20 protein-coding genes and 1 tRNA gene are annotated in these 21,455 nt (G+C 64.7%); 9 read left to right on the plus strand and 12 right to left on the minus strand.

Going from position 1 to position 21,455, the window contains the following annotated elements; genetic code table 11:
* Window position 1: 1 nt before the first annotated feature.
* Both MAB_RS19790 and MAB_RS19795 read left to right on the plus strand, forming a co-directional pair.
* A complete protein-coding gene (locus MAB_RS19790; protein ID WP_005080365.1) occupies window positions 2-859 on the plus strand; it encodes a universal stress protein in 858 nt (285 codons plus the stop codon).
* A gap of 119 nt (window positions 860-978) precedes the next feature.
* Window positions 979-1,287, plus strand: coding sequence for a hypothetical protein (locus tag MAB_RS19795; protein WP_005080364.1), 309 nt, complete (start codon window positions 979-981; stop codon window positions 1,285-1,287).
* A 3-nt stretch (window positions 1,288-1,290) separates the two neighbouring features.
* Here the strand turns inward: MAB_RS19795 and MAB_RS19800 are convergent, their stop codons facing one another.
* The 3 genes from MAB_RS19800 to MAB_RS19810 form a co-directional block, all read right to left on the minus strand.
* A complete protein-coding gene (locus MAB_RS19800) occupies window positions 1,291-1,524 on the minus strand; it encodes a hypothetical protein (protein ID WP_005080363.1) in 234 nt (77 codons plus the stop codon).
* A gap of 134 nt (window positions 1,525-1,658) precedes the next feature.
* Complete coding sequence (locus MAB_RS19805; RefSeq protein WP_005070771.1) at window positions 1,659-4,274, minus strand: LuxR C-terminal-related transcriptional regulator; 2,616 nt, start codon at window positions 4,272-4,274, stop codon at window positions 1,659-1,661.
* A gap of 91 nt (window positions 4,275-4,365) precedes the next feature.
* The gene (locus MAB_RS19810; protein ID WP_005061524.1) at window positions 4,366-5,490 is read right to left on the minus strand and encodes a catalase family protein; all 1,125 of its coding nucleotides are present in this window, start codon (window positions 5,488-5,490) and stop codon (window positions 4,366-4,368) included.
* A 217-nt stretch (window positions 5,491-5,707) separates the two neighbouring features.
* Here MAB_RS19810 and MAB_RS19815 point away from each other — a divergent pair, with 217 nt between their 5' ends.
* From MAB_RS19815 to MAB_RS19825, 3 genes are read left to right on the plus strand one after another with little or no spacing between them, the layout of a single operon-like run.
* A complete protein-coding gene (locus MAB_RS19815) occupies window positions 5,708-7,510 on the plus strand; it encodes a peroxidase family protein (protein ID WP_005094611.1) in 1,803 nt (600 codons plus the stop codon).
* A complete protein-coding gene (locus MAB_RS19820; RefSeq protein WP_005094614.1) occupies window positions 7,507-9,027 on the plus strand; it encodes a S8 family peptidase in 1,521 nt (506 codons plus the stop codon). The genes MAB_RS19815 and MAB_RS19820 overlap by 4 nt, the downstream gene beginning before the upstream one ends.
* A 16-nt stretch (window positions 9,028-9,043) precedes the next feature.
* On the plus strand, window positions 9,044-10,300 hold the full coding sequence (locus MAB_RS19825; RefSeq protein ID WP_005094616.1) for a hypothetical protein: 1,257 nt from the start codon (window positions 9,044-9,046) through the stop codon (window positions 10,298-10,300).
* 72 nt (window positions 10,301-10,372) lie between these two features.
* Here the strand turns inward: MAB_RS19825 and MAB_RS19830 are convergent.
* Window positions 10,373-10,455: transfer RNA gene (locus MAB_RS19830), tRNA-Tyr, on the minus strand.
* A 91-nt stretch (window positions 10,456-10,546) separates the two neighbouring features.
* Between MAB_RS19830 and MAB_RS19835 the strand changes: the two genes are divergently transcribed.
* Window positions 10,547-11,038 (plus strand): YajQ family cyclic di-GMP-binding protein, encoded by a 492-nt coding sequence (locus MAB_RS19835; protein WP_005077736.1) that lies wholly within the window; start codon window positions 10,547-10,549, stop codon window positions 11,036-11,038.
* A 12-nt stretch (window positions 11,039-11,050) separates the two neighbouring features.
* Entirely contained in the window at window positions 11,051-11,692 is a 642-nt protein-coding gene (locus tag MAB_RS19840) for a LysE family translocator (RefSeq protein ID WP_005080357.1), read from the plus strand.
* A gap of 52 nt (window positions 11,693-11,744) precedes the next feature.
* Here the strand turns inward: MAB_RS19840 and MAB_RS19845 are convergent, their stop codons facing one another.
* Window positions 11,745-12,767, minus strand: coding sequence for a TIGR03617 family F420-dependent LLM class oxidoreductase (locus tag MAB_RS19845; protein ID WP_005097227.1), 1,023 nt, complete (start codon window positions 12,765-12,767; stop codon window positions 11,745-11,747).
* Between the two features lie 57 nt (window positions 12,768-12,824).
* On the opposite strand from MAB_RS19845, the gene MAB_RS19850 reads away from it, so the two are divergent.
* Window positions 12,825-13,847 carry an NAD(P)H-dependent glycerol-3-phosphate dehydrogenase gene (locus MAB_RS19850; protein WP_005061547.1) on the plus strand — a complete coding sequence of 341 codons (1,023 nt, stop codon included), beginning with the start codon at window positions 12,825-12,827 and terminating at the stop codon, window positions 13,845-13,847.
* On the opposite strand, the gene MAB_RS19855 is transcribed toward MAB_RS19850, so the two are convergent.
* From MAB_RS19855 to MAB_RS19885, 7 genes are all read right to left on the minus strand, one after another.
* Window positions 13,848-14,654: an RsiV family protein gene (locus MAB_RS19855; RefSeq protein ID WP_005088986.1), complete on the minus strand. Its 807-nt coding sequence runs from the start codon at window positions 14,652-14,654 to the stop codon at window positions 13,848-13,850. It lies immediately after the preceding gene.
* A gap of 21 nt (window positions 14,655-14,675) precedes the next feature.
* Window positions 14,676-15,167 (minus strand): hypothetical protein, encoded by a 492-nt coding sequence (locus MAB_RS19860; protein ID WP_005061551.1) that lies wholly within the window; start codon window positions 15,165-15,167, stop codon window positions 14,676-14,678.
* A gap of 35 nt (window positions 15,168-15,202) precedes the next feature.
* Window positions 15,203-16,270: a ferredoxin--NADP reductase gene (locus MAB_RS19865; RefSeq protein ID WP_005088985.1), complete on the minus strand. Its 1,068-nt coding sequence runs from the start codon at window positions 16,268-16,270 to the stop codon at window positions 15,203-15,205.
* Between the two features lie 10 nt (window positions 16,271-16,280).
* Window positions 16,281-17,144, minus strand: a complete 864-nt coding sequence (locus tag MAB_RS19870) for an SDR family NAD(P)-dependent oxidoreductase (protein WP_005061558.1) — start codon at window positions 17,142-17,144, stop codon at window positions 16,281-16,283.
* 26 nt (window positions 17,145-17,170) lie between these two features.
* Window positions 17,171-18,775, minus strand: a complete 1,605-nt coding sequence (locus tag MAB_RS19875; protein ID WP_005080352.1) for a flavin-containing monooxygenase — start codon at window positions 18,773-18,775, stop codon at window positions 17,171-17,173.
* Window positions 18,776-18,867: 92 nt separating this feature from the next.
* On the minus strand, window positions 18,868-19,851 hold the full coding sequence (locus tag MAB_RS19880) for an AurF N-oxygenase family protein (protein WP_005061562.1): 984 nt from the start codon (window positions 19,849-19,851) through the stop codon (window positions 18,868-18,870).
* Window positions 19,852-19,958: 107 nt separating this feature from the next.
* A complete protein-coding gene (locus MAB_RS19885; protein WP_005112097.1) occupies window positions 19,959-20,942 on the minus strand; it encodes a diiron oxygenase in 984 nt (327 codons plus the stop codon).
* Window positions 20,943-21,077: 135 nt separating this feature from the next.
* On the opposite strand from MAB_RS19885, the gene MAB_RS19890 reads away from it, so the two are divergent.
* A complete protein-coding gene (locus MAB_RS19890; RefSeq protein WP_005080347.1) occupies window positions 21,078-21,443 on the plus strand; it encodes a DUF4873 domain-containing protein in 366 nt (121 codons plus the stop codon).
* The last annotated feature ends 12 nt before the right edge of the window (window positions 21,444-21,455 follow it).

The raw sequence follows: 21,455 nt of genomic DNA on the forward strand, positions 1-21,455 counted from the left end.
CATGAACGAGATTCGTACCCCCGGTCCCGCAGTGCTGGTCGGCATCGATGGGTCACGATCGGCGGTCCGTGCCGCGCTCTGGGCGGTCGATGAGGCATTGCACCGCGAGCTGCCGCTGCGTCTGGTACATGTGACACCTCAGACGGAATTCCCTGAGTTCAGCGACGAACGCAGTCCTGCCGGGACTGCGGTGCGCCATGCGTTCCGCCAGATCGGCGCCACTCACAAGCCGGTGAAGGTGGAGGCCGAAATCCGGCATGGCCGGGTGGCCGACGTGCTGTTGGATGCGTCGCGCAGCGCGGTGATGCTCTGCGTGGGAGCAATCGGTATCAGCGGCGCGGATACCCGCAAAGTCGGTTCCACCGCGGCCGAAGTTCTCCGATCGGTGCGCTGCCCGGTCGCCGTGATCCGTGACGACCCGTCATCGCTGCGTGGGACCTCGGCGGTGGTGGTCGAAATCGATGAATCCCATGAGTCTGTGACTCCCCTGGAGCTGGCCGCGCACGAGGCGCGACTGCGCGCAGCACCGCTGCGGGTACTGCTACGCCATCGGCCGATCAGCCTGTCCGGCCAGCGGGTCGCCACCCTCACTCGCGTGGACCGCCGGGTGGCGGCGGTCCACGTGGAACGACGCCTTGCACCCCTGCGGGTGCGGTATCCCGACCTGGACATCCGCGCATTGGATCCCGTGGGCGGCACGCTGGATTACCTTGAACGCCACGGGCACACCGTTCAGCTGGTCGTCGTGGGCGCGGGTGATGCGGCCCATGTGCAGGAACTGGTCGGCCCGAACGGTTGCGGCGTCCTGGGCAGAACGCACTGTTCGGTGCTCATCGCAGAACGTCAGCGGCTGCTGTAGCGCCGCTGCTCCGGCGGGCGGCTTTGAGGTAGCCCGTTACTCGCGTCACCCATCCCTGAACCGGCGCACCCTTGTGATCGTGCATAAAGAGTGCACGTCGCCCCAGGGAGGAGACCGCCATGACGATTCAGACGCCCGCAGGCAACGCAGGGCCCGAAATCGATCTGATCCTGCTGGTCGAGGCCGGGCCCGCACGTGATCTGAGGGAACAACCGAGCGGCCGGAACTCCGCGACGCCGATCGCGCAGGCCGTCGCGTCCGCGGGCCACCGCATCGTGCCGCTCTACACGAATCCAGACCGAGTGCCCCCGGAACTCCGGTCTATCTTTGTGGTCACCGCGCCCGCCAGCCCCGAATTCAGCGACTTCGCCGAACGGCTGCGCACCCTGCCCGGTGTGACGTCGGCCTACCTGGATTCGGCGGCCTGACGCTCATCGGCCGCCGTCTGACCGCCTGACCGTGCGGGGAGCCGGCATCGGGCGTGCGGACTCCACCCCCATCACGCCCGGAATGCCCACCAGCGCATCGGGATTGACGATCTCCCCGGCGACCACCCCGAGCTCTTCGTATTCCCGGATATTGGTCATGCCTGCGGCCCGCATCGCTGTCACCGTGGCATCGAAATGGCGTTCCATCACCGTGACCAGGACACGTTGTGTGGGCATCCGGCGGCCGTCCTTCCTGATATCACAGGCCCGCGTCGGTTGCGGTATCTGACGCGAAACATGGAGATGACAGCCATTATTCGAGCGATTGGTGAGCTTGCGCGTGAGTGGTCCGGTACCTGATTCGCAGAACGCTAGGAGGCCTCGGGTGGTTTGAGGTCACTGCCCACGATTTTGGCGAATTCCTCACGATCGTCGGCATCGAGCTTCATCCGCGCGCGATAGATATGGCCTTCTACCGTGCGCACGGACAGCTGCAGTCGGGTCGCGATATCTTTGTCCGACAATCCTTCCCCGATGAGAACGGCGATCTCCCGTTCGCGTGAGGAGATAGGCAGTGGTTTGGCGGCGGCCAGGATCGCAGGCGTGACCACTCCGCCGCACCTGTCGGCCATCCGCAGCACCCGCGCCGCGGCGTCAGAGCCCTTGCCGCGGTCTCCGGCGCGCATCCGGAGCGCCACCGCCTGGGCGGCGGCATCGGCAGCCGAAAGTAACAAGCCGGCCGCTTCAAAATCGGCGCTGACCGCTTCCAGCCCCGTGATATCGGAATGGGCGACGGCCAGGGCGTGCCGCGCGTACAAGCCGGTCAACGGGCCGTGCACCCGGGTGCACAGGGATTCGATCCGGCGACCCACGGTGCGATCCCCGAACCGGGCGGCGTGGTGCAGCGCCTCCGCTTCCAAGGCGTACTGGCCCGCGGAGTGCGCGGCGTCGGCCGCACGCCGGGCGGCGTCAACGGCACCTCGATCGGAGCCGCGGGCGGCGACGAGCCACGCCTTGGCCAACATCATCTGCGGCATATGGATGGCTACGTGCGGGCCCGAATGTTCTCGGGCCTCGTCCAGCACCCGCTCGCCGTCGACGGCCCGGCCGAGCGCGGCGTAGGCGCGTGCCAGCAGCAGCCGGGCCGGAAGCTGCCACGGCAGCGGCCGATCGGCCCGCTGCGCGGCAAGCGCCTGCTCGAATGCCTCGATCGCCTCACGGAAAAGCCCGCGCTGGGTGGCCACTACTCCGGCCATGATGCGGGCGATCGCCCAGGCGAGAAATTGTCCGGCAGAAGAGAACTTGGTGTACTCGGCAACCCGTTCCTCGGCGAGATCCAGCTGCCCGGTGTACGTCAGGGCCAACACGTCGCAGTAGCGGACCATCGCCGCGATGAGCCCATCGGTGGTCCGCTTCTTATCGTCACGGCACCGCTGCGCAATCGGCTCGAACTCATGGCCGCGACCGGCGACCGGCAGCGTAAGTCCCACCCCGAACGCGGCGAACTCCACGGCCTGCTTGGGTGCCACCGGATCCGACAACACCGCGTGTGCCCTAGCAAGACCCTCGTCGAATCTGTTCTCGTGGAGTGCGATAGCCGCATCGGTGGCGTCGACCACCGGCTTGAGGATGTGGTGCCGCACGCGCTCATGCAACAACGCCAACAGCTCGTGCGCACGCTCGTTCTCCCCCATCGACCAGAATGCGATGGAGATACGGGGAATGCCCCACAGCACCAGGGATAGCTCGTCAAGATCGTCGGGGTCGAAGGCAGCCAATATTTCCTCGGCCTGTTCGGGGCGTCCCTGCCACAGCAGCGAGCGAGACAACATGGCGGCAGCCTGTAGGCCCCCGCCCCCGTCCACGGCCGCACGCGCGAGTTCCTCGCCCAGCGGAAGGTTGGAAAGATAGACCGCGTCCTTGGCGGCAGTCACCAGCAAATCGACGTCGACGGGTTCGTCGCAGTCAATCGAGAGCCGCGCCAGCCTGATGCGGTTCGAGGCAGTACCGAGGTCCCGGTCGCGCAGCACCCGCACCAGCTTGCCGCGTAGCCTGCGTCCCGACGCGGTGCCCACCCGGCGGCGCACCGCTTCCCCGAACATGGGATGACTGAACCGCACGACCGTGCGCACGCCGTCGCGTTCCACTCGGATCAGATCCGCTATCTCCGCGGCGTCCACCGCCTCATCGCTGGCGATCTCGCACAGGGTATCGATATCCAGGGGTTCGCACATCGACAGGACCTTGAGAGCGCTGAACACGGTGTCGTCGACATGTTCGAGTCGATCCCCGATCAGGGTATCCAGTCCGGAGGGCACCACCGCGTCCCCGCGCAGCTGCCACACCCCGTTCACCTCGGTGAGTGAACCCGCTTGCATCGAGCCCTCGACGAGGTGCCGCAGGAACAAAGGGTTGCCGCGCGACGATCGCCACATCACGTCGGCGCTGAGGCCCTCGAGCGGGCCGCCCAGCACCTTCTCCACGAGCGCGATGCTCTGCCGTTGCGTCAAGGGATCGAGTTCGAACCGCTGCAGATAGTTGTCCTTCCACAACGCGGTCACCGCGTCCGGGACCGGCTCGCCGCTGCGAACGGTGGCGACCACGTGCCCCACGTGATCCACCGCGATCTGGTGCAGCAACGTCGCCGAGAGATCGTCCAGTAGGTGGGCGTCGTCAATTCCGATAATCGGATTCGCCGTCGACACAATCGATTCGCGCGCGGCAGCGATCAACGCGGTGGGATCGCGTGACCCGCTGGCCTGAATCCAGTGCGCGAACACTCCCAAGGGGATGCTGCGCGACGATTCGGTACAGGCGACCCACCGCACGTCCGCGTCCAGCGACTTGGTGACCGCGCGCGCCAGCGTCGTCTTGCCGACGCCCGCGGCACCGACCAGTACCGCGCCGCAGGTCGAATCGTCGGCCATAGCCGAGCGGACGGCGCCGAATTCTGTTTGGCGGTCAAGCAACTGCCAGCTGCGCGCCATGGGATAGGAGTGTAGATCCGGATGCACCTTCGCGGGCGATAGTCGAGGGGCTTGTCCACGCCCATCGATCGTGCCGGTTGTCGTGGTCATCTCAGTCCGGAATCTCCTCGGCGCGGGCCGGCTCCACCCGCGGAACCATGTTCTTGTCATGCCGGAAATTGCTGGACGCCTCATACACCCGGAGTTTGAGCCGGTTGATGGATCCCAGTGGGCGGTGCGCTTCCAACGCTCGCCACGAGTTGTACGACAGGACATCGTCCCCGTACGCCCGGCGCTGGGCGGAGTATGAATCCTGCACGGGGAACGTAATCTTGGCGATCGGGCGATGCGGTGACAGCTCTTCGGGCCAGGCGACGGTGGCATCCTCCAGAGGCATTTTCTTCACGTCAGTACATAGCTGAGCCTGTAATTCATACTCAGCGCTGTGCGTGCGGAAGAACTCGGCGATCATGTGACGGAAAACGTCATCGTCGACATCGTCCGACAGCGGTTTGTCCTTCAGCTCGGCAACCGACGGCGACAGCGGCACGTACTGCAACTTGGCCACGTAGTCGCCAAAACGCAGCGGCGCAGACGAATAGAACGTGTCTCCGAGAATATGCACATTGGGCCGAACAAACACCGTCACCGTTTCGGGAATCGAAATCCCAATACGCGATAGACATTTCGCGATAGCGCCGAGCACCCGGGCACCGCCGGCAAGAGCGGTGTCGGAGAGCCGGGCGATCAGCCAGGCCGTCGGCATGCCCTTACGCAGGTACTCGCGCGCGTCCGCGAAGAGAAACTCGCGGTGGGTCACCATGACGAAATCCTGTGTGGTCGCGTCGTCGTCCGGCAGCGTACGAGGACCGTCCACCCCGAGCACCTTGATGCCCAGACCCCGGACCCCACGCACTTTGTCGCTGCGCAGCGCACCCGAAGTACTAGATAGCCGGACCACCACCGGATAGGTGCCCGGAGTCGCGAACATGCCCTGGCGCAGCTCCGGTTCCAGGTCCGGGTACACCGTCAATTCACCACGTAACACCGCGTGGCTCTTGGCGTGCGCGTCACGCACGCCATGGCGGTATTTCTGGTACGCACGTTCGTTGTTCTTGTGCAAGACCCTGATGATCCTGTCGATGACTTCTTCCTCGCCTGGCGGCGCGACAGCCATATCGTCGCGGTACCGCAGATAGCTGCGTTGGGCATCGAGCAATTCACCGGATTCGGACATCGCGGTCAAGTCCTCCCGAATAGGTCTTGTCGGTGTTCACAGTGTGATGACCACCGGCCATCCGCGCATGAGTACGGCACTACTCGATCTCGCCGTGAAGCTCCGCCGATTCCGGACGCGAGCAGGTGATCACACCCTGTTCGAGCCATCACGCACGAGCCAGAACAAGTAATGCAGTACGCATGTCGGCGCAGGCCAAATTTGTCAGCATTACCCCATGACGGAAAAGGCCGTTCCGACGCGGTTGGCTTCGTGGTTCGGGACGCAAATCGACCGATTCATCGGGTGGCCACGGCTACCCAAAATGGCAGGGATCGCGGTGCTGTACACGTTGCGCCGTGCGCTGCAGTCGGACAACCTGTTCGACTCCGGACGCGGGGCACTCGACGCACCACAGCACGACCCAGGTGTCGCTGATCATCGCGCTGCCCGCACGATTGACGGCACCTACAACAATCTCGATGACCCACTCATGGGGTCTGTGGGCAGCCGATTCGGACGCAATGCACCGCTGGATCAGACCTTTCCGGAACCACCCGATCGCCTGATGGAGCCCAACCCGCGGTCGGTTAGCCGTCGTTTGCTCACCCGAGACGAATTCGTACCGGCGACAACCCTCAACGCACTTGCGGCGGCGTGGATTCAGTTCGAGGTGCACGACTGGTTCAGCCATGGGACGACCGACAGTCAACCGTGGGACGTGCCCCTGGAATCAGATGACCCGTGGCCACAGGAGCAGATGCGGATTCGCCGGACGCCGCCGGATCCATCTGCCGACGCCTCAGGCCCGCCCACCTACGTCAGCCAGGACACGCATTGGTGGGACGGCTCTCAGCTCTACGGCAGCAATCGGGTTTTCGCCGACGCCTTGCGCACCGGGCAGGGCGGACGGCTGCGCCTGGACCGGCTCGGCCTGCCTCCCGAAGACGTCGAGAAGATCGCCAGCCAATCCGAGACAGCCGCCAACTTCTGGGTGGGCCTGGCGATCCTGCACTCGCTGTTCATGCGCGAACACAACACCATCTGCGACCATCTGGGCACCGCCCACCCGGACATGTCGGATCAGCAGCTGTACGACACGGCCCGGCTGGTCAATACGGCGGTGATGGCGAAGATCCACACGGTGGACTGGACACCGGCGATCATCGGTCACCCCACCACCGTGTACGCCATGCATGCCAATTGGTTTGGCCTGTTTGGCGAACGTGTCGCCGAGTTCCTGCGGCGCGGGACTCGCAACGCATTGATATGCGGCATTCCCGGCTCTCCGACCAACCTGCATGATGTCCCGTACTCGCTCACCGAAGAATTTGTGGCGGTGTACCGCATGCATCCACTCATTCCCGATGACTTCGTGTTCCGTTCGGCCACCGACGATTCTGTGATCGCGGAGCACACGTTGCCGGGATTGGCGATGCAGCATGTGCGCACCCGGTTCCGTGAGATGTCAATCGAGGATCTGGCCTACTCCTTCGGCCGCGCCCACCCGGGTGCGCTGACATTGCACAACTACCCCAGGCATCTTCAAATTCTCGAACGCCCCGATGGATCGGTGCTGGACCTGGCTTCGATCGATGTGCTGCGGGTGCGTGAACGAGGCGTGCCGCGCTACAACGACTTCCGGCGAATGCTGCGGCTGCGGCCGGCCTCGGATTTCAACGACCTCACCGACAACCCGGTGTGGGCTCGCGAACTCGCCGCCGTCTATGGCGATGTGGAGCGCGTCGACCTGATGGTAGGGCTATACGCCGAGCCCAAGCCGAAGGGTTTCGGCTTCAGCGACACCGCCTTTCGGATATTCGTCCTCATGGCTACCCGGCGCCTGGAGGCCGACCGGTTCTTCACCACCGATTTCCGCCCTGAGGTATACACCCCCGAGGGCTTCGCGTGGGTCAGATCCAATTCGATGCGCACGGTGCTGCTACGGCACTGCCCGTCCTTGGCACCGGCACTGGACGGTGTGACGAATCCCTTCGCGCCCTGGAGACCGGTGCGGACGTCGAACAGGAGTGCACGATGAGTGATCCGGCACCGCGTGGACCGAAGCGGCCATCCGTGATCAGCCCGATGGTGCTGGCACCTGCCGGGACCACCGAGGCCAAGGCGCTGGCCACCGACGCCGCCGATCACGAGCGCCGGCTGGTGTTGATCGAGTTGCGTCTCGACGGGGGAATGGATCCCAACGAGGTGCGTGCCGATTTTCTGCGCCTGTTCCGTCGCGCGCTCGGCGGCGTGCCGCCGGCGCCGACCCCCATCGCCGGGCACTATGTGCGGTGCAGTCTGACCGCCGACGAGGTCAAGCTGCTCGTCAACGGCGGGTCGAAATCCGGCGGGACCAAAAGCGCGCAACGCGCCCTACAACTGATATACCGGGTGTGGCCCGACCTTCGGGTCAAGCCACACCTGGACAAGTCCGTGGCCACCATCAAAGCCGATGCCGCCCTACGCACCTACGGCTCCGGCGGTTCGGGAATCGTCTGGGGAGTTCTGGATTCGGGAATCGAGGCCAGCCACCCGCATTTCGCCAAGAATGGCAACCTGACCGGGGACGCGGTCTCATCGCTGCATAAGGACTTCTCGCTGTCACAGCATCCTTCGACCGGCCCCCTCGTCGACATGCAGGGCCACGGAACGCACGTGGCCGGGATCATCGCCGGAGAGTGTCCCGATCCCACGAATGTCGTGATCGCCTCGACCCAGCCCACCGCCGAAGGCTTCCCGGAGTGGATTCCGCGGACGCTGGCACCCGGTTCCAGACTATCCGGGGTGGCACCCCAGGCCGGGCTGGTGAGCCTGAAGGTACTCAACGACGAGGGCACCACCGTGGAGAGCGTCCTCATCGACGCGCTGCACTACGTTCGTGAGCGCAACAGCTACGGCAACGAGCTGAGAATCCACGGAGTCAACCTTTCCCTCGGATGTGACTGGATTCCAAGGTATTACGCAGCCGGCCAGAGCCCGCTATGCAGAGAGCTGGACCTGCTGACCGACTCCGGAGTGGTCACGGTGGTCAGCGCCGGAAACATGGGGGCCGGCACCGACACCGGCGGCCTCAGCGGCGGCATCGTCGGACCACAGGCCGGTGTCTATGGCCAGCTGTCCACCATCACCGATCCGGGAAACGCGGCCAGCGCCATCACCGTCGGTTCGACTCATCGCTCCCGTCCACACACCAGTGGGGTCACGTACGACTCGTCGAAGGGGCCGACCTTGGACGGCCGGACCAAACCGGATCTGGTGGCACCGGGAGAACGCATCACCTCTGCCGCCGCCGGGCAGATGGCCGAGGCATTTGAAATGTTGACGCGCGGTGCCACCGGCAATGAGGCCCGCTACGTAGAAGACAGCGGAACATCGATGGCCGCCGCCCACGTCTCGGGCGCCATTGCCGCATTCCTTTCCGCGCGCAACGAATTCATCGGCGAGCCGGAACGGGTCAAGGAGATCTTCCGTAAGGCGGCCATCGATTTGGGCCGCCATGAATTCTTTCAGGGCTCTGGTCTGGTCAATCTCATGCAAGCACTGTCCGACGTCTAACAACTCAGGAGATCTCATGGAACCCATCAACGGGCTTCGACGCTTCGAGGTTCAGTTCAACGCGGACGGGTCGTTCAACACCGAGGACGGTGGCGACGGAGGACTCGCCGCGGCCGTCGCCACGGGAGGCATCACCGACCTGTACGTGATGGCACACGGCTGGAACAACGGCATGGCGTCCGCCCGCGCCCTCTACGACGCGATGTTCGGATTGCTCGCCGGCCAGCTGGGCGACCGCCGGGCGACCTCGGCCGCCGTCGGGATCATCTGGCCGTCCATCTTGTTCCCCGACGATGACCCGGCCACGGCGTCCGCACAGCCGGCCTCGCCCACTCAGGTGACCGCCGCGCTGGCCGCCACAATGCCCGACCAGAAGCGCACACTCGACGAGTTGGGCCGGCAACTGGAGATCCAGCCGCAGGACCCGGTCGAGCTGAAGAAGTTCGTCACGCTGGCGACCGGCCTGGTCACCACCGCGCCGCAATCCGAGGAGGACAGCGGTGAGGCAGCGATCCTGGACAGCGACGCCATGAAGGTGCTCGGGCATGCCGCCACCCTGGCCCCGAGGCCCACCGGAAACGCTCAGGGATCGGGCAATCCCTTCACCAGGCTGTGGTCCGGTGCCCGGGAGCTGCTGCGGACCATGAGCTATTACGAGATGAAGAACCGCGCCGGCGTGGTCGGCGAACGCGGCCTCGGGCCCCTGCTGGGGTCGCTGTCGGGTCCCGACGGCCCGCCGCGCATCCACTTGATCGGCCACAGCTTCGGCGCCCGGTTGGTGTCCTATGCGCTGGCCGGGCTGCCCGCGACGGGGACCAGCCCGGTGAAATCCCTCACCCTGATCCAGGGCGCCTTTTCCCACTTCGCCTTCGCCCACTCGCTGCCGTTCGACATCGACCGGCACGGCGGGCTCTCCGGACTGGAAGCACGGGTCGACGGGCCGCTGCTGGCCACGTTCACGGCCGCGGATCGCGCCGTCGGCTGGTGGTATCCCGCCGCCAGTGCGTTGGCGCGCCAGGACAGCCAGGCCGCTCAGGAGCTGACATTCCGCTGGGGCGCGATGGGGCATGACGGCTACCAACAAGACCCGGCGGCGACCACGGTCATGCTGAAGGAGGCGGGCAAGCCCTATGCGTTTGAGCGAGGCCGTTTCTACGCGCTCGATGCGAACGCGGTCATCGCCGCGGACGAGTCGCCGTTCAGCGGCGCGCACAGCGATATCAAACATCCGGAGGTGACGTGGGCGATCGCCGCGGCCGCGCAGGCCGCCTGACCGATCGCGCGCTGACGAACTCGCCCTCGGTGGGAATAGGTCAGGCCCCCTCGAGAGGGGGCCTGACCGCTGTGGCGGGTGCAGGATTCGAACCTGCGTAGGCGTAAGCCGACGGATTTACAGTCCGCTCCCATTGGCCGCTCGGGCAACCCGCCTTATCAGACGATGCAGGATACAACGATAGGGTCGGGCCAACGCAAACCGACTGGATACGGAACATACGAAGACCAGAAAGAGGGAGCAGTCATGGCTGATTCATCATTCGACATCGTGAGCAAGATCGACCGCCAGGAGGTCGACAACGCGCTGAACCAGGCCGCCAAGGAGCTGGCCACTCGCTTCGACTTCCGTGGCACCGACACCACGATCGCCTGGAAGGGCGATGAGGCCATCGAGCTCGTCAGCTCCACCGAGGAGCGCCTGAAGGCGGCCGTCGACGTCTTCAAGGAGAAGCTGGTGCGCCGCGACATCAGCATGAAAGCTTTCGACGCGGGAGACCCGCAACCCAGCGGCAAGACCTACCGGCTCACCGGCACCCTCAAGCAGGGCATCGACACCGAGAACGCCAAGAAGATCAACAAGATCATTCGCGACGAGGGCCCCAAGGGCGTCAAGTCGCAGGTGCAGGGCGACGAGATCCGGGTGTCCAGCAAGAAGCGCGACGATCTGCAGGCCATTATCGCGTTGCTGAAGGGCTCCGACCTGGATATTGCGTTGCAGTTCGTCAACTACCGGTAGGACGATGGTCCGATGCTTCCTGCCGTCTCACCAACGCATCTGATCGGATTCGCTGTCGCGGCGTACGCGCTCATCGTGATCCCCGGCCCCAGCGTCCTGTTCGCGGTGGGACGCTCGCTGAGCCTCGGCCGCAGGTCGGGACTGGTCACGGTGCTCGGCAACACGACCGGCACCGTGGTGCCCCTGGTACTGACGACGGCGGGCCTTGGTGCGGTGCTGGCCGCATCCACCTGGGCGCTGACGGTGGTCAAGCTCGTCGGCGCAGCGTATCTGATCTACCTTGGGGCACAGGCGATTCGGAATCGCAAGTCGCTTGTCACCGCGCTGGATGCCGCTGCGCCGGCAGTGGGTTCGCAGCGCGTCTTCCGGCAGGGGTTCGTCGTCGGCATGACGAATCCGAAGACGGCGCTGTTCTTCGCCGCGGTACTGCCGCAGTTCGCCGACCCCGCAGTGGGATCGGTGCCCATGCAGATGGCGGTCTTCGGTGCGATTTTCGTGCTGATAGCCCTGGTATCCGACAGTGTGTGGGCGGTGCTGGCCAGCACCGCGCGCAATTGGTTTGCCCGCTCCCCCAAACGTCTTGAAGCCGTCGGGGCCACGGGTGGGTGGATGATCGTCGGGTTGGGCGCCGGTGTCGCGGTCAGCTCCCCTTAGCTCCGAGATGACATTGGCGCACGCCCCTACTCGCGAAATCCGTTCGTAGATGTCATCTCGTCGGGAAGGCGGCCAGCAACTCGGGCAGTAGCGCACGGTCCGGCCGGTACGGGGTGTTGAAGCCCAACCGGTGCACCAGATCGCCGTAGCGTTCCTGTAGTTCCCGCGCCCCCTGGCCAGGGTCGGTGACGGTAACGGCCGCCGTGTCGACGAAGTCGTCGTCGACCAGGGCGGCCATGGCCTCCCACTCACCTTGTTTGGAACGCTCTTTCAGTTCCGGGCCCATCTCTGCTCTGCCGTGCAGTTCCAGGATCGGCCAGTACGCCGGCGTGGACCCGTAGAACGCGAGCTGCTTGCGCACCGCGGCACGCGCACTCGCCAGCTCGGCGTCATCGCGTCCGATGATGATCATCGGAGAATGGTGGATCTGGATGTCGGCGAGCGCTTTTCCTGATTTCAGGGCTCCCCGGCCCAGCGCTGGCCGGGTCACCTGCGCGAGGTAGTCGGGCGTGCAGAACGGGTGCGACATGAACCCATCGGCCACCTCCCCGGCCACCTCGGTCATTCCCGTGCCGACACCGGCCAGCCAGATCGGCGGCGGGCCAAAGGCACTCACCTCTGCCGGGTCCGGCATGAACATCGGTGTCATGAGGGTGTTCTGGTAGAAGTCGCCGCGGTAGTCCAATGCTCCGCGCTCCTGCCACGACTGCCAAATGGCGCGCACCGCGAGCACCATGTCTCGCATCCGTGCGGCGGGACTGCTCCACGGCATGTCGAACCGGCGGGTGATGTGGGGTTTGATCTGCGTGCCCAGCCCCAAGATGAACCGGCCGCCCGAGTAGGCCTGCAGGTCCCAACCAATAGTGGCCAGCAGCATCGGGTTTCGTGCGAACGCCACGGCGATCGAGGTGCCGAGCATGACGTTCTTGGTGTGCTCGGCGGCCAGCAGTAACGGCAGGAAAGGATCGTGCGCACCCTCGAAGGTCCAGATTCCGGCATATCCGGATTCCTCGGCCTCGGCGGCCTCGGCGGCCATGGTGTTCAACCCGGTAGTGAGCGTCACATCGATCAACACCCCCTCATATTGCCGAAGTGCATATTCGCGGCGCATCGGGCCCATACCCTGGCGAGCATGGCAGCACTTCGTGAACCGCAAGTCGTCGTCCTCGGTGGCGGATCCTGGGGCACCACGGTGGCCTCGATTGTGGCGCGGCGCAGCCCCACCCTGCAGTGGGCGCGCTCCCCCGAGACTGTCGCGGATATCAATGAGCGGCACCGTAATTCGCGGTACCTGAGCGATGAGGTGGAGCTAACCGAGAGCCTGCGCGCCACCTCTGATCTGCACGAGGCCGTCGAGCAGGCCGATGTGGTGATCATGGGGGTGCCCTCGCACAGCTTTCGCGAGGTGCTCACCGAGATCGGTCAGTCCCTGCGCCCGTGGGTCCCCATCGTCTCCTTGGTGAAGGGCCTTGAGCAGGGGTCACGAATGCGGATGTCACAGATCATCGAGGAAGTCCTGCCCGGGCACCCCGCGGGCATACTGGCCGGCCCCAACATCGCCAAGGAGGTGGCGCGCGGATACGCGGCCGCCGGTGTAGTCGCGATGCCCGATCAGCACCAGGCGGCCCGCCTCGGCGAGCTCTTCCGCACCTCTCGTTTCCGCGTGTACAGCACCAACGATGTGGTGGGCGTCGAGATGGCGGGTGCGCTCAAGAACGTCTTCGCCATCGCCAGCGGCATGGGCTACGCGATCGGTATCGGCGAGAACACCCGCGCCATGGTGATCGCGCGGGCGCTGCGGGAGATGACCAAACTCGGTGTGGCCATGGGCGGCAATCCCGAGACCTTTCCCGGCCTGGCGGGCCTGGGCGACCTCATTGTCACCTGCACGAGTTCCAGCAGCCGCAACCGGCACGTGGGCGAAGAGATCGGCAAGGGCAAGACCATCGACGAGATCATCACATCGATGAACCAGGTGGCCGAGGGCGTGAAGGCCTCGTCGGTGGTGATGACCCTTGCCGACGAATACGGCATCCAGATGCCGATCGCCCGCGAGGTCGACGGGGTGATCAATCAGGGCTCCACGGTGGAGCAGGCCTACCGGGGGCTCATGGCCGAGACACCCGGGCACGAAGTGCACGGCACCGGATTCTGATCAGGCCGGCAGGTACTCGGGTTTCACCACATCACGCAGCTCGGATAGCGCTATCCGGCTCTGCATAGGCCCCTCGGCGTATGCGGCCACCCGATAGGGCTCGAAGGAGAACAGCAGCGCGTCGCCGTCCAGCGAGAAATCTTTGAAATTGCCCGGCTCCGGCACCGTTCCGGTATCGACGAATTCCGCGCCCACACCACCGAGCTGCGCCCGCAGGTCGGTGCGCACCAGCGCGGAGATCTTGGGCAGCGCGGTCGCAGGATCGATCAACAGCGTGTCCAGGGTGATGGCCTGCCTGGAGGTCCGATCAAAGGCAAGGGTACGAAACGCGAATCCGGGGTGATAGCCCCCGAGGGACTCGCTGATCGAAAACCGCACGCTGTCGGAGGGGTGCGCACCCTTGCCCTGATATGTCTCAAAGCTGACCTGAAGCGCCCAGGGCTTACCCTCGGGTGGCGCGCCGGCACGCTCGACGGACTTGCGGAAGTTGGCGCGAATATCGGCCACCGTGCCGTCGACCGCCTGCTGTAACTCGGGGAATGACGAATCCCACTGCACCGGGACCACCAGGTGTTGCGTCGCCTGCGGCGTGGCCTCGTCGATGACGCATCCCTGCCCGGCGTCCCAGCGGCCGCCATGTTTGGGGCATGCCGCCTGAACGCCGGGATCGGCAGTCACCGCAGGCGCCGACGTCGTCGTCGCGTCGGCCGATTCCGGGGCCGCGGTCTCCGAAGGGACTTCACCCCGACCACAACCGGCAAGGACGACACCGCACACGGCGGCGATCAGCAGGTACCCGACACGCATGGAAACCAATCTAACCGGCCGCTAGGTGGTGTAGCTGCCACCTGGCCCAACCACGAATCCGTTCTGCCAGCGGTTGTTGACACAGGTCAGCGTGCCGCCGCTGTCCAGGCCACAACTCACTTCGCGGTAGCTCAGGCGGGACCCCGGCGGCAGCGGCTTGAACGGCTCGCCGCCCATGCCGTAGATCGGCCGATCGGTGGTGGCGAAACCTGGAGCGTTGCTACCGCTGACGAGGTTCGCGCCGTCGGGGGCGCCGGGCAGCGGGCCGCTGCAGCCATAGCTGGCATCGGCGCGCTTGATCAGGCACGAGATCCCGCCGGGGATGGTGAAGCCATAGGCCGTGTCCGCCAAGGTGCTGTACTCCAGCGGCGACACCGGCGTGAGCCCGTTGACGTTCGGAAGACCGGACGGATCAAGCGGATTCGGAGTATCCGGGTCGGCCGAGGCCACACCCGCCAGCATCACGGCAACGACGGCGCTGGCCACGGCGCCAAGGATGGGCAGAATTCGCATCCTGTGACCCTATCCAAGTTCACGCGATGGCGCGTCTACTGGTCAAAGGCGATATCGACGCTGTCCGTGACCGGAACGGCCTGACAGGCCAGGGTCAATCCCATCGCGAGATCAGCGTCGACCAGCGTGTCGTTGCGCAGCATCCGCACTTCGCCACGGCGCACCGTACAGGCACACGCGCTGCACGCGCCCTCGCGGCACGAGTACGGCGCATCGATGCCCCGAGCAAGCAGCACATCGAGCAGCGGGGTGTTCCTGGGCCATTCGACGGTGACCCGGGTACCGTCGAGTTCCACCGTCGCCTGGGCCGCGTCGGCGCCGCCCTGCGGGATCACGATGTCCGCGAACGGATCGCCGGACAGCGACTGGTAGTGCTCGAGGTGAATATGATTGGCGGGCATCCCCACAGCCGACAGCGCGGCACGCGCCTCCTCCATGAAGGGCGCCGGTCCGCACAGGTACGTGCTGTAGCGCGTGTAGGCCGCAAACAGCTCGGACATGGCGTCGCGGGTGGGCAGACCACGCTCGGCCTCCAGCCAGTGCACCACCCGCAGCCGATCGGGGAACTCCACCATGATGTCATCGATCTCGGCCCCGAAGATCACGCTCTGCGCATCGCGATTCGCGTAGAACAGATACACCGTTCCGGCACCACCGAGCAGCACCGACTTGGCGATGGACAGCATCGGTGTGATGCCGCTGCCCGCGGCGATCAGCAGGAAATCACTGTCCAGCGAGCGCGGTACGAATACACCGGAGGGGGTGAGCACCGTGATGTGGTCCCCGACGCCCACGTTGTCACACAGCCAGTTCGACGCGTACCCGCCATCCGTGCGTTTAACCGTGACCACGAGGTCGTCGTCAAGATGAGGGGAACTGGACAACGAATAGCAGCGGGCCACCGAGCCCGTCTGTTCGCTCGGGATTTTCAGGGTGAGAAACTGGCCCGGCCGGTAGCGGAACGCATCGACCAGCGCGTCGGGCACCTCGAATACCAGAGATACGGCATCGCCTGTCTCCCTGATGATCTCGACGACCTCCAGCGAGTGAACATGAGGGTTGCCGGTCACTCGCGGCGTATCGGGCAAGACAGAATCTGTCATGGGCCGCCGCCTACAACTCGATACCGAAGCGGCCCGCGATCTTCTTACCGATCCCGTACCTGCCCATTCCGTAGAAGGGCGCCATCAGGTCCTCGTAGCGCGGCCCGATGATGCGCGGGATGGCATCGAACACGCGTGCGTCGGGACCGATGAGAACCCGTGGACGGTTCTTTTCGACACCCCGCAGAATGATCCGTGCCGCCGAGTCCGGCCGGGTGATGGCCATCAGCTGGAACCCCTTGCGGACGGTCTCTCGATCCACTCCGTCGGGGATACCGCGCGCGCTGGAGGCGATGTTGGTCTTGATGCCCCCGGGGTGCACACAGGTGACACCGACCGGGAACTTGGCCGCCCGAATCTCCTGGCGCAGCGATTCGGTGAAACCGCGGACTGCGAATTTGGCCGCGTTGTAGGCACTTTGAGAGGGTATGCCCATCAAACCGAACACCGACGACACATTGACGATATGGCCGTCGCCCGATTCGATCAGGTGTGGCAGGAATGCCTTGGTGCCGTGTGCCACACCCCAGAAGTTGATATTCATCAACCAGTCGAAGTCATCCCATTCCATGTCCTTGACATCGGCCGAAAGTGCCACCCCGGCATTGTTGAACACCAGATTGACCTGCCCGAACTCATTCTTGACGTCGGCGGCATGGGCATAGACGGCGGCGCGATCGGCCACGTCGAGCTCGAAGGGGATGGCGGTCGCGCCCGCCTTCTCGCAGCGCCCGGCGGTATCGGCCACCCCGGCGGTATCGATGTCCGAAAGTGCCAAGCGCGCACCACGCTGCGCCAACGCCAACGCCAGGCTGCGGCCGATACCTGAACCGGCACCGGTGATTACGGCAACCTTGTTGTCGAAGTTCTTCATCGTTTCTCGCTTCTACTCGGGCGAAACTACTGTGCGGCCATACTTGGCGACTTCTGCCGGGGCCCGTCCGCACGGGGGATGGTCCGGCGCACCGCTGGCCGCACCGCCCCCTCGAACTCGTATTCGGAAGGGTCGACTTTTCTTGTCTGCGACCAGTATTCGAATGTGAATCCGGACCACAAGGTGCGGTTCTTGCCGTGCTCGTCCAGGTACCAGCTCTGGCAGCCGCCGCTGTTCCACACCGACCCCTGCAGTTTGCGCTGCACCTCGGCGTTGAAACGGTCCTGCGCCTCACGCGTGGGCACAAGCGCCTGAGCGTAGGCCGCATCGACCTGCTTGATCGCCTCGGTGACGTAGTGGATCTGCGACTCGATCATGAAGACGATCGAGTTGTGGCCCAGGCCGGTATTGGGTCCCAGCAAGAAGAACAGGTTGGGCATGCCCGCGATGGTGATGCCTCGGTGCGCGGTAACGCCCTGGCTTGACCAGCGCTCACCGAGATCCTCGCCGCCTTGTCCCTTGAGGTCCAGATACTTATATGAATCGGTGACGTGGAAGCCGGTGCCGAAGATGATGGCGTCGACCTTGCGTTCGATTCCGTCGCTGGTGACGACACCGTCGGTGGTGACGCGCGTGATGGCTTCGGTGACCAATTCGGTCTTCCGGTTCTCGATGGCCTTGTAATAGGTAGCCGATCCCAGCAGACGTTTACATCCGGCCCGGTAGTCGGGCGTCACCTTGCGACGCACCTCTGGATCCGAGATCTGACTCTTGATGTACGCGCGGCCCAGGAGCTCAATGCCTTTCAGCAGGGCCGGACGCCGGTTCATCGCGTATGCGCCGGCTTCGGCGCCGAAATACATGCCGCTGCGGAACAGCGCACGCAACCCGGGTACGCCGGCGAAAGCACGTTTGGCCAGCGCACCGAACTCGACATTGGTCCGCGGCAGCACCCATGGCGGCGTGCGCTGGAACAGCTTGAGTTCCCCGACCTTCCCGACGATCTCCGGAACGAACTGAATGGCGCTGGCACCCGTGCCGATAACGGCGACCTTCTTGCCCGTCAGGTCGTAGTCGTGATTCCACTGTGCGGAGTGAAAGACGGGGCCCTCGAAGCGATCCAGGCCTTCGATCTCCGGAATGCTCGGAATATGCAGGGCACCCACCCCGGAGATGAGGAACTGGCAGATGTACTCCTGTCCCCCGTCTGTGAACACATGCCAGCGATATTCGTCCTCGTCCCAGTAGCCACGGGTAACGCGCGTGTTGAAGGTGACATGCCGGTACAGCCCGTACTTGGCACCGACCTCCTTGAGGTAATCAAAGATCTCGGGCTGCTGGGAGAACAGCCGGTCCCAGGTGGATCTCGGCTCGAAGGAAAAGGAGTACAAGTGGGTGGGCACATCACAGGCCGCACCGGGATAGGTGTTGTCGCGCCAGGTCCCGCCCATTTCGCCGGCCTTTTCGAGAATGTGGAACGGCACGCCCATCTTCTGCAGGGCGATGCCGGCCCCGATGCCCGAGAAGCCGGTGCCGACAATCAGCGCACGGATGCGGATGGGCTCCGATGAGCCGCCGTCGCCCACGGTGTCGGGCCGCTGCTCTTCGTGTGATGTCTCGGTAACAGTCATGTGGCGCAATCTCTTTCTATTTCACTGGTGGATCCTTGGCATGGCTGAACTGGCCCATTGCACCGGCAATGAGCCAGTTCCCGTGCCGCGCTTTAGCGCGCCTTGATCTCGGCCAAAATGTCTTCCGGCATCGCACGCGACATCCGTAGCAGTCGCCCGGTGAATTTCCCGTCCAGAAAACCGATCTCATGCATGAAACGCATCAGCGGCTCAGAAACCCAGGTCGCGTTCTCGCGATAGTGAGGCGATGTCAGGAAGGCGAAAAATCCGCGCAACGGGTGGATACCCACCGCACGGTAAGCCTTCGGGTTGAAGAGCACCGGATAAATACCGATCACCGCCAGGGCGAAGATCGCGCGGTGAATCGCGTTGGATACCGGCCCCCGCTCGGCGATCTGCCGCACCAATTCCTCACGCGCGTACGTGATGTGCCGTGCTTCTTCGAGCACGTGAATCTTCATGAGCTGGCGGGCATGCGGCTGCACCGTCTCGTCCATCATGGTCTCGCGTTGTGCGCGGTCGAGCACCTCCTCGACCAGCAGCAGGCCCCCGAGGCCCGACGGTCCCAGCGGCACCAGGCCGAGGAGCCGGATGACGCGGGTCGCGAACTTGGGATAGGTGTATGGCTCGACACCCATCTTGTTCACCAGCCGGCCGAACATCGTGGAGTGCCGGGCTTCTTCACTCACCTCGGTCAGCGCGTAGCGGCCGTGATCGGTCGCTCCCCCGTTCTGTTCCACCACCTGCCGCCACAGCATGGCGCTGAGCCCGGTCTCGACGTAAATACCGAAGCTCAATATCGATCCGAGCTCGTGCCGGGTCAGCTCGATGCGCTGCTCCTGGGTCAGCTTGTCCCACAGCTTGGTTCCGTACAGCGACGTGCGGCGCGGCGTCGCCCAGTACAGACCGGGCACCGGCGGGGCATCCCAGTCGATGTCCACCTCACCGTCGTAGGCCCGTTCCGCCGCCGAACGCAGCAACCGTTGCGCCGTCTTCTCCCGATCTCCAACGGACTTACCGCGCACCGACGAGGCTCCGGCCTCGTGGAGCGCCCTTGGCTGGTCGATGGTCGTCATTGATCCCGCCCTCCAATTTTGTGCATTACTTAAAGTACCCGTTACTTCTAATACCGTTAATTGAGTCTCATCCCCGCGCGCTGGTTTGTCAATCCCCACGGGCAACATCAAAGAAGTCCACGACCTCTGAGAATCGCTCGCGCAGCTCCGGTTCTGAACATGCCCGCGTCCTCGGCGATGTCGAAGTATCCCCGCAGCAATACCGAGTTCCGGTGGCGAAGGTTCTCGCTCCGCGCAGCGGCGCGGCGCCCCTTGCGCGGCGTCAGACCCACACCGGCATACACCTGCGGCCGCACTATCAATGACGTCGCCAACACCGTCAGGAGCGCAAGCGATACATCCGCCCAGGCCGCCGGGAGGTATTTACGGGCGTCTACCGCCCGGTACAGCTCATCCTCGGCGAACTCGAGTTGGCGGCGGCTGACCAGAACGCAGATCTTCGCGACCTGGCGAACCACGGGCTGCGCCAGCCCGTCGGCCTCAAGCTCGGACATCAGCTGATGAATCAGCTTGTGCAACAACAGGATGAAGCCGCGCCCCAGGGGCCCGTGCGGGATGGCCGGAACGCCGAAGCGCTGCAGCCGCTGCACCGCCATCGGGGCGGGCTGTAGTTCCAGCCCCGTCTTATTGATCAGCCGGCCCACCATGGTGGCATTACGGCTGATATCTCGAACACTGGCCAGCTGAAAGCGCGTGTAGTCGTCAGCCAGGGTGTTGCCCTCGATGACGTCACGGAACATCAGCGACGCCAGCGCACCCTGGGCATCCATGACGAAACTGAGCAGACTGACCAGTTCGCGGCACGCCAACTCGCCGCGCTGCGCGTCCGAAAGCATGTCCCACTCCTGGGTGCCAAAGAGCGAAAGCCGATGTGCGGCCAGCCAATGCTTGCCCGAGTCCAGGGGCGCATCCCAATCGATGTCGAGCTCGGGGTCGTAGCTGAGTTCGGTCGCCTCGAAGAGCAACCGGCGCGCCGTCTTGAGTCGATCCCCCACCCGCCGGCGCCGGGTGGGCATATCGCCTCCCACGGTGGTGGCCGGGGTGAATTCGTAGTCGGCGTAGTTGATGTCTTTGTAGCTGCTGGACGTCACGTCACTGCCTTCTGATCAGCCAAGATTAAGTATCCGTACCACAAAGTATGGGGTACTGTCTGTTACGACTATGCGAGCGAGTCTGTCGGGACGGTGTCCCGATTGTCAAGAGGCAACCGAGCCGGACGGAGAGTCATGAGCCTTCCCCACCAGGAGGACACCAACAGTGTCTTCACCCACAGCCCACACGACGATTCGGACTACATCGGCGAAGCGACGGTCACCGTGCGCGGCACCGACATCCCCGTCGAGTTGGAATTGAAGGGCTACAGCGAGCCAATCGACGGCGTCTTCCGCTGGATCGGCCGCATCAGGCCGAACGAGCAATTGACCGCGATCGTCGGCGACGAGGCCCGCGTCAAGGCCACCATCCGCACCACGCACAGCGCCCGGGACGCGTTCATCGGCGATCCCGACCCATGGAACCGATACCGGGTGATCGGAAAGAGCACCCCGCCGTTCCATGTGGCTACCGACCTCTCGGAAGTCGAGGCGGAGTAAGGGCTTTCGCCC

The sequence above is a fragment of the Mycobacteroides abscessus ATCC 19977 genome (assembly GCF_000069185.1).
Taxonomy (GTDB): Bacteria; Actinomycetota; Actinomycetes; order Mycobacteriales; family Mycobacteriaceae; genus Mycobacterium; species Mycobacterium abscessus.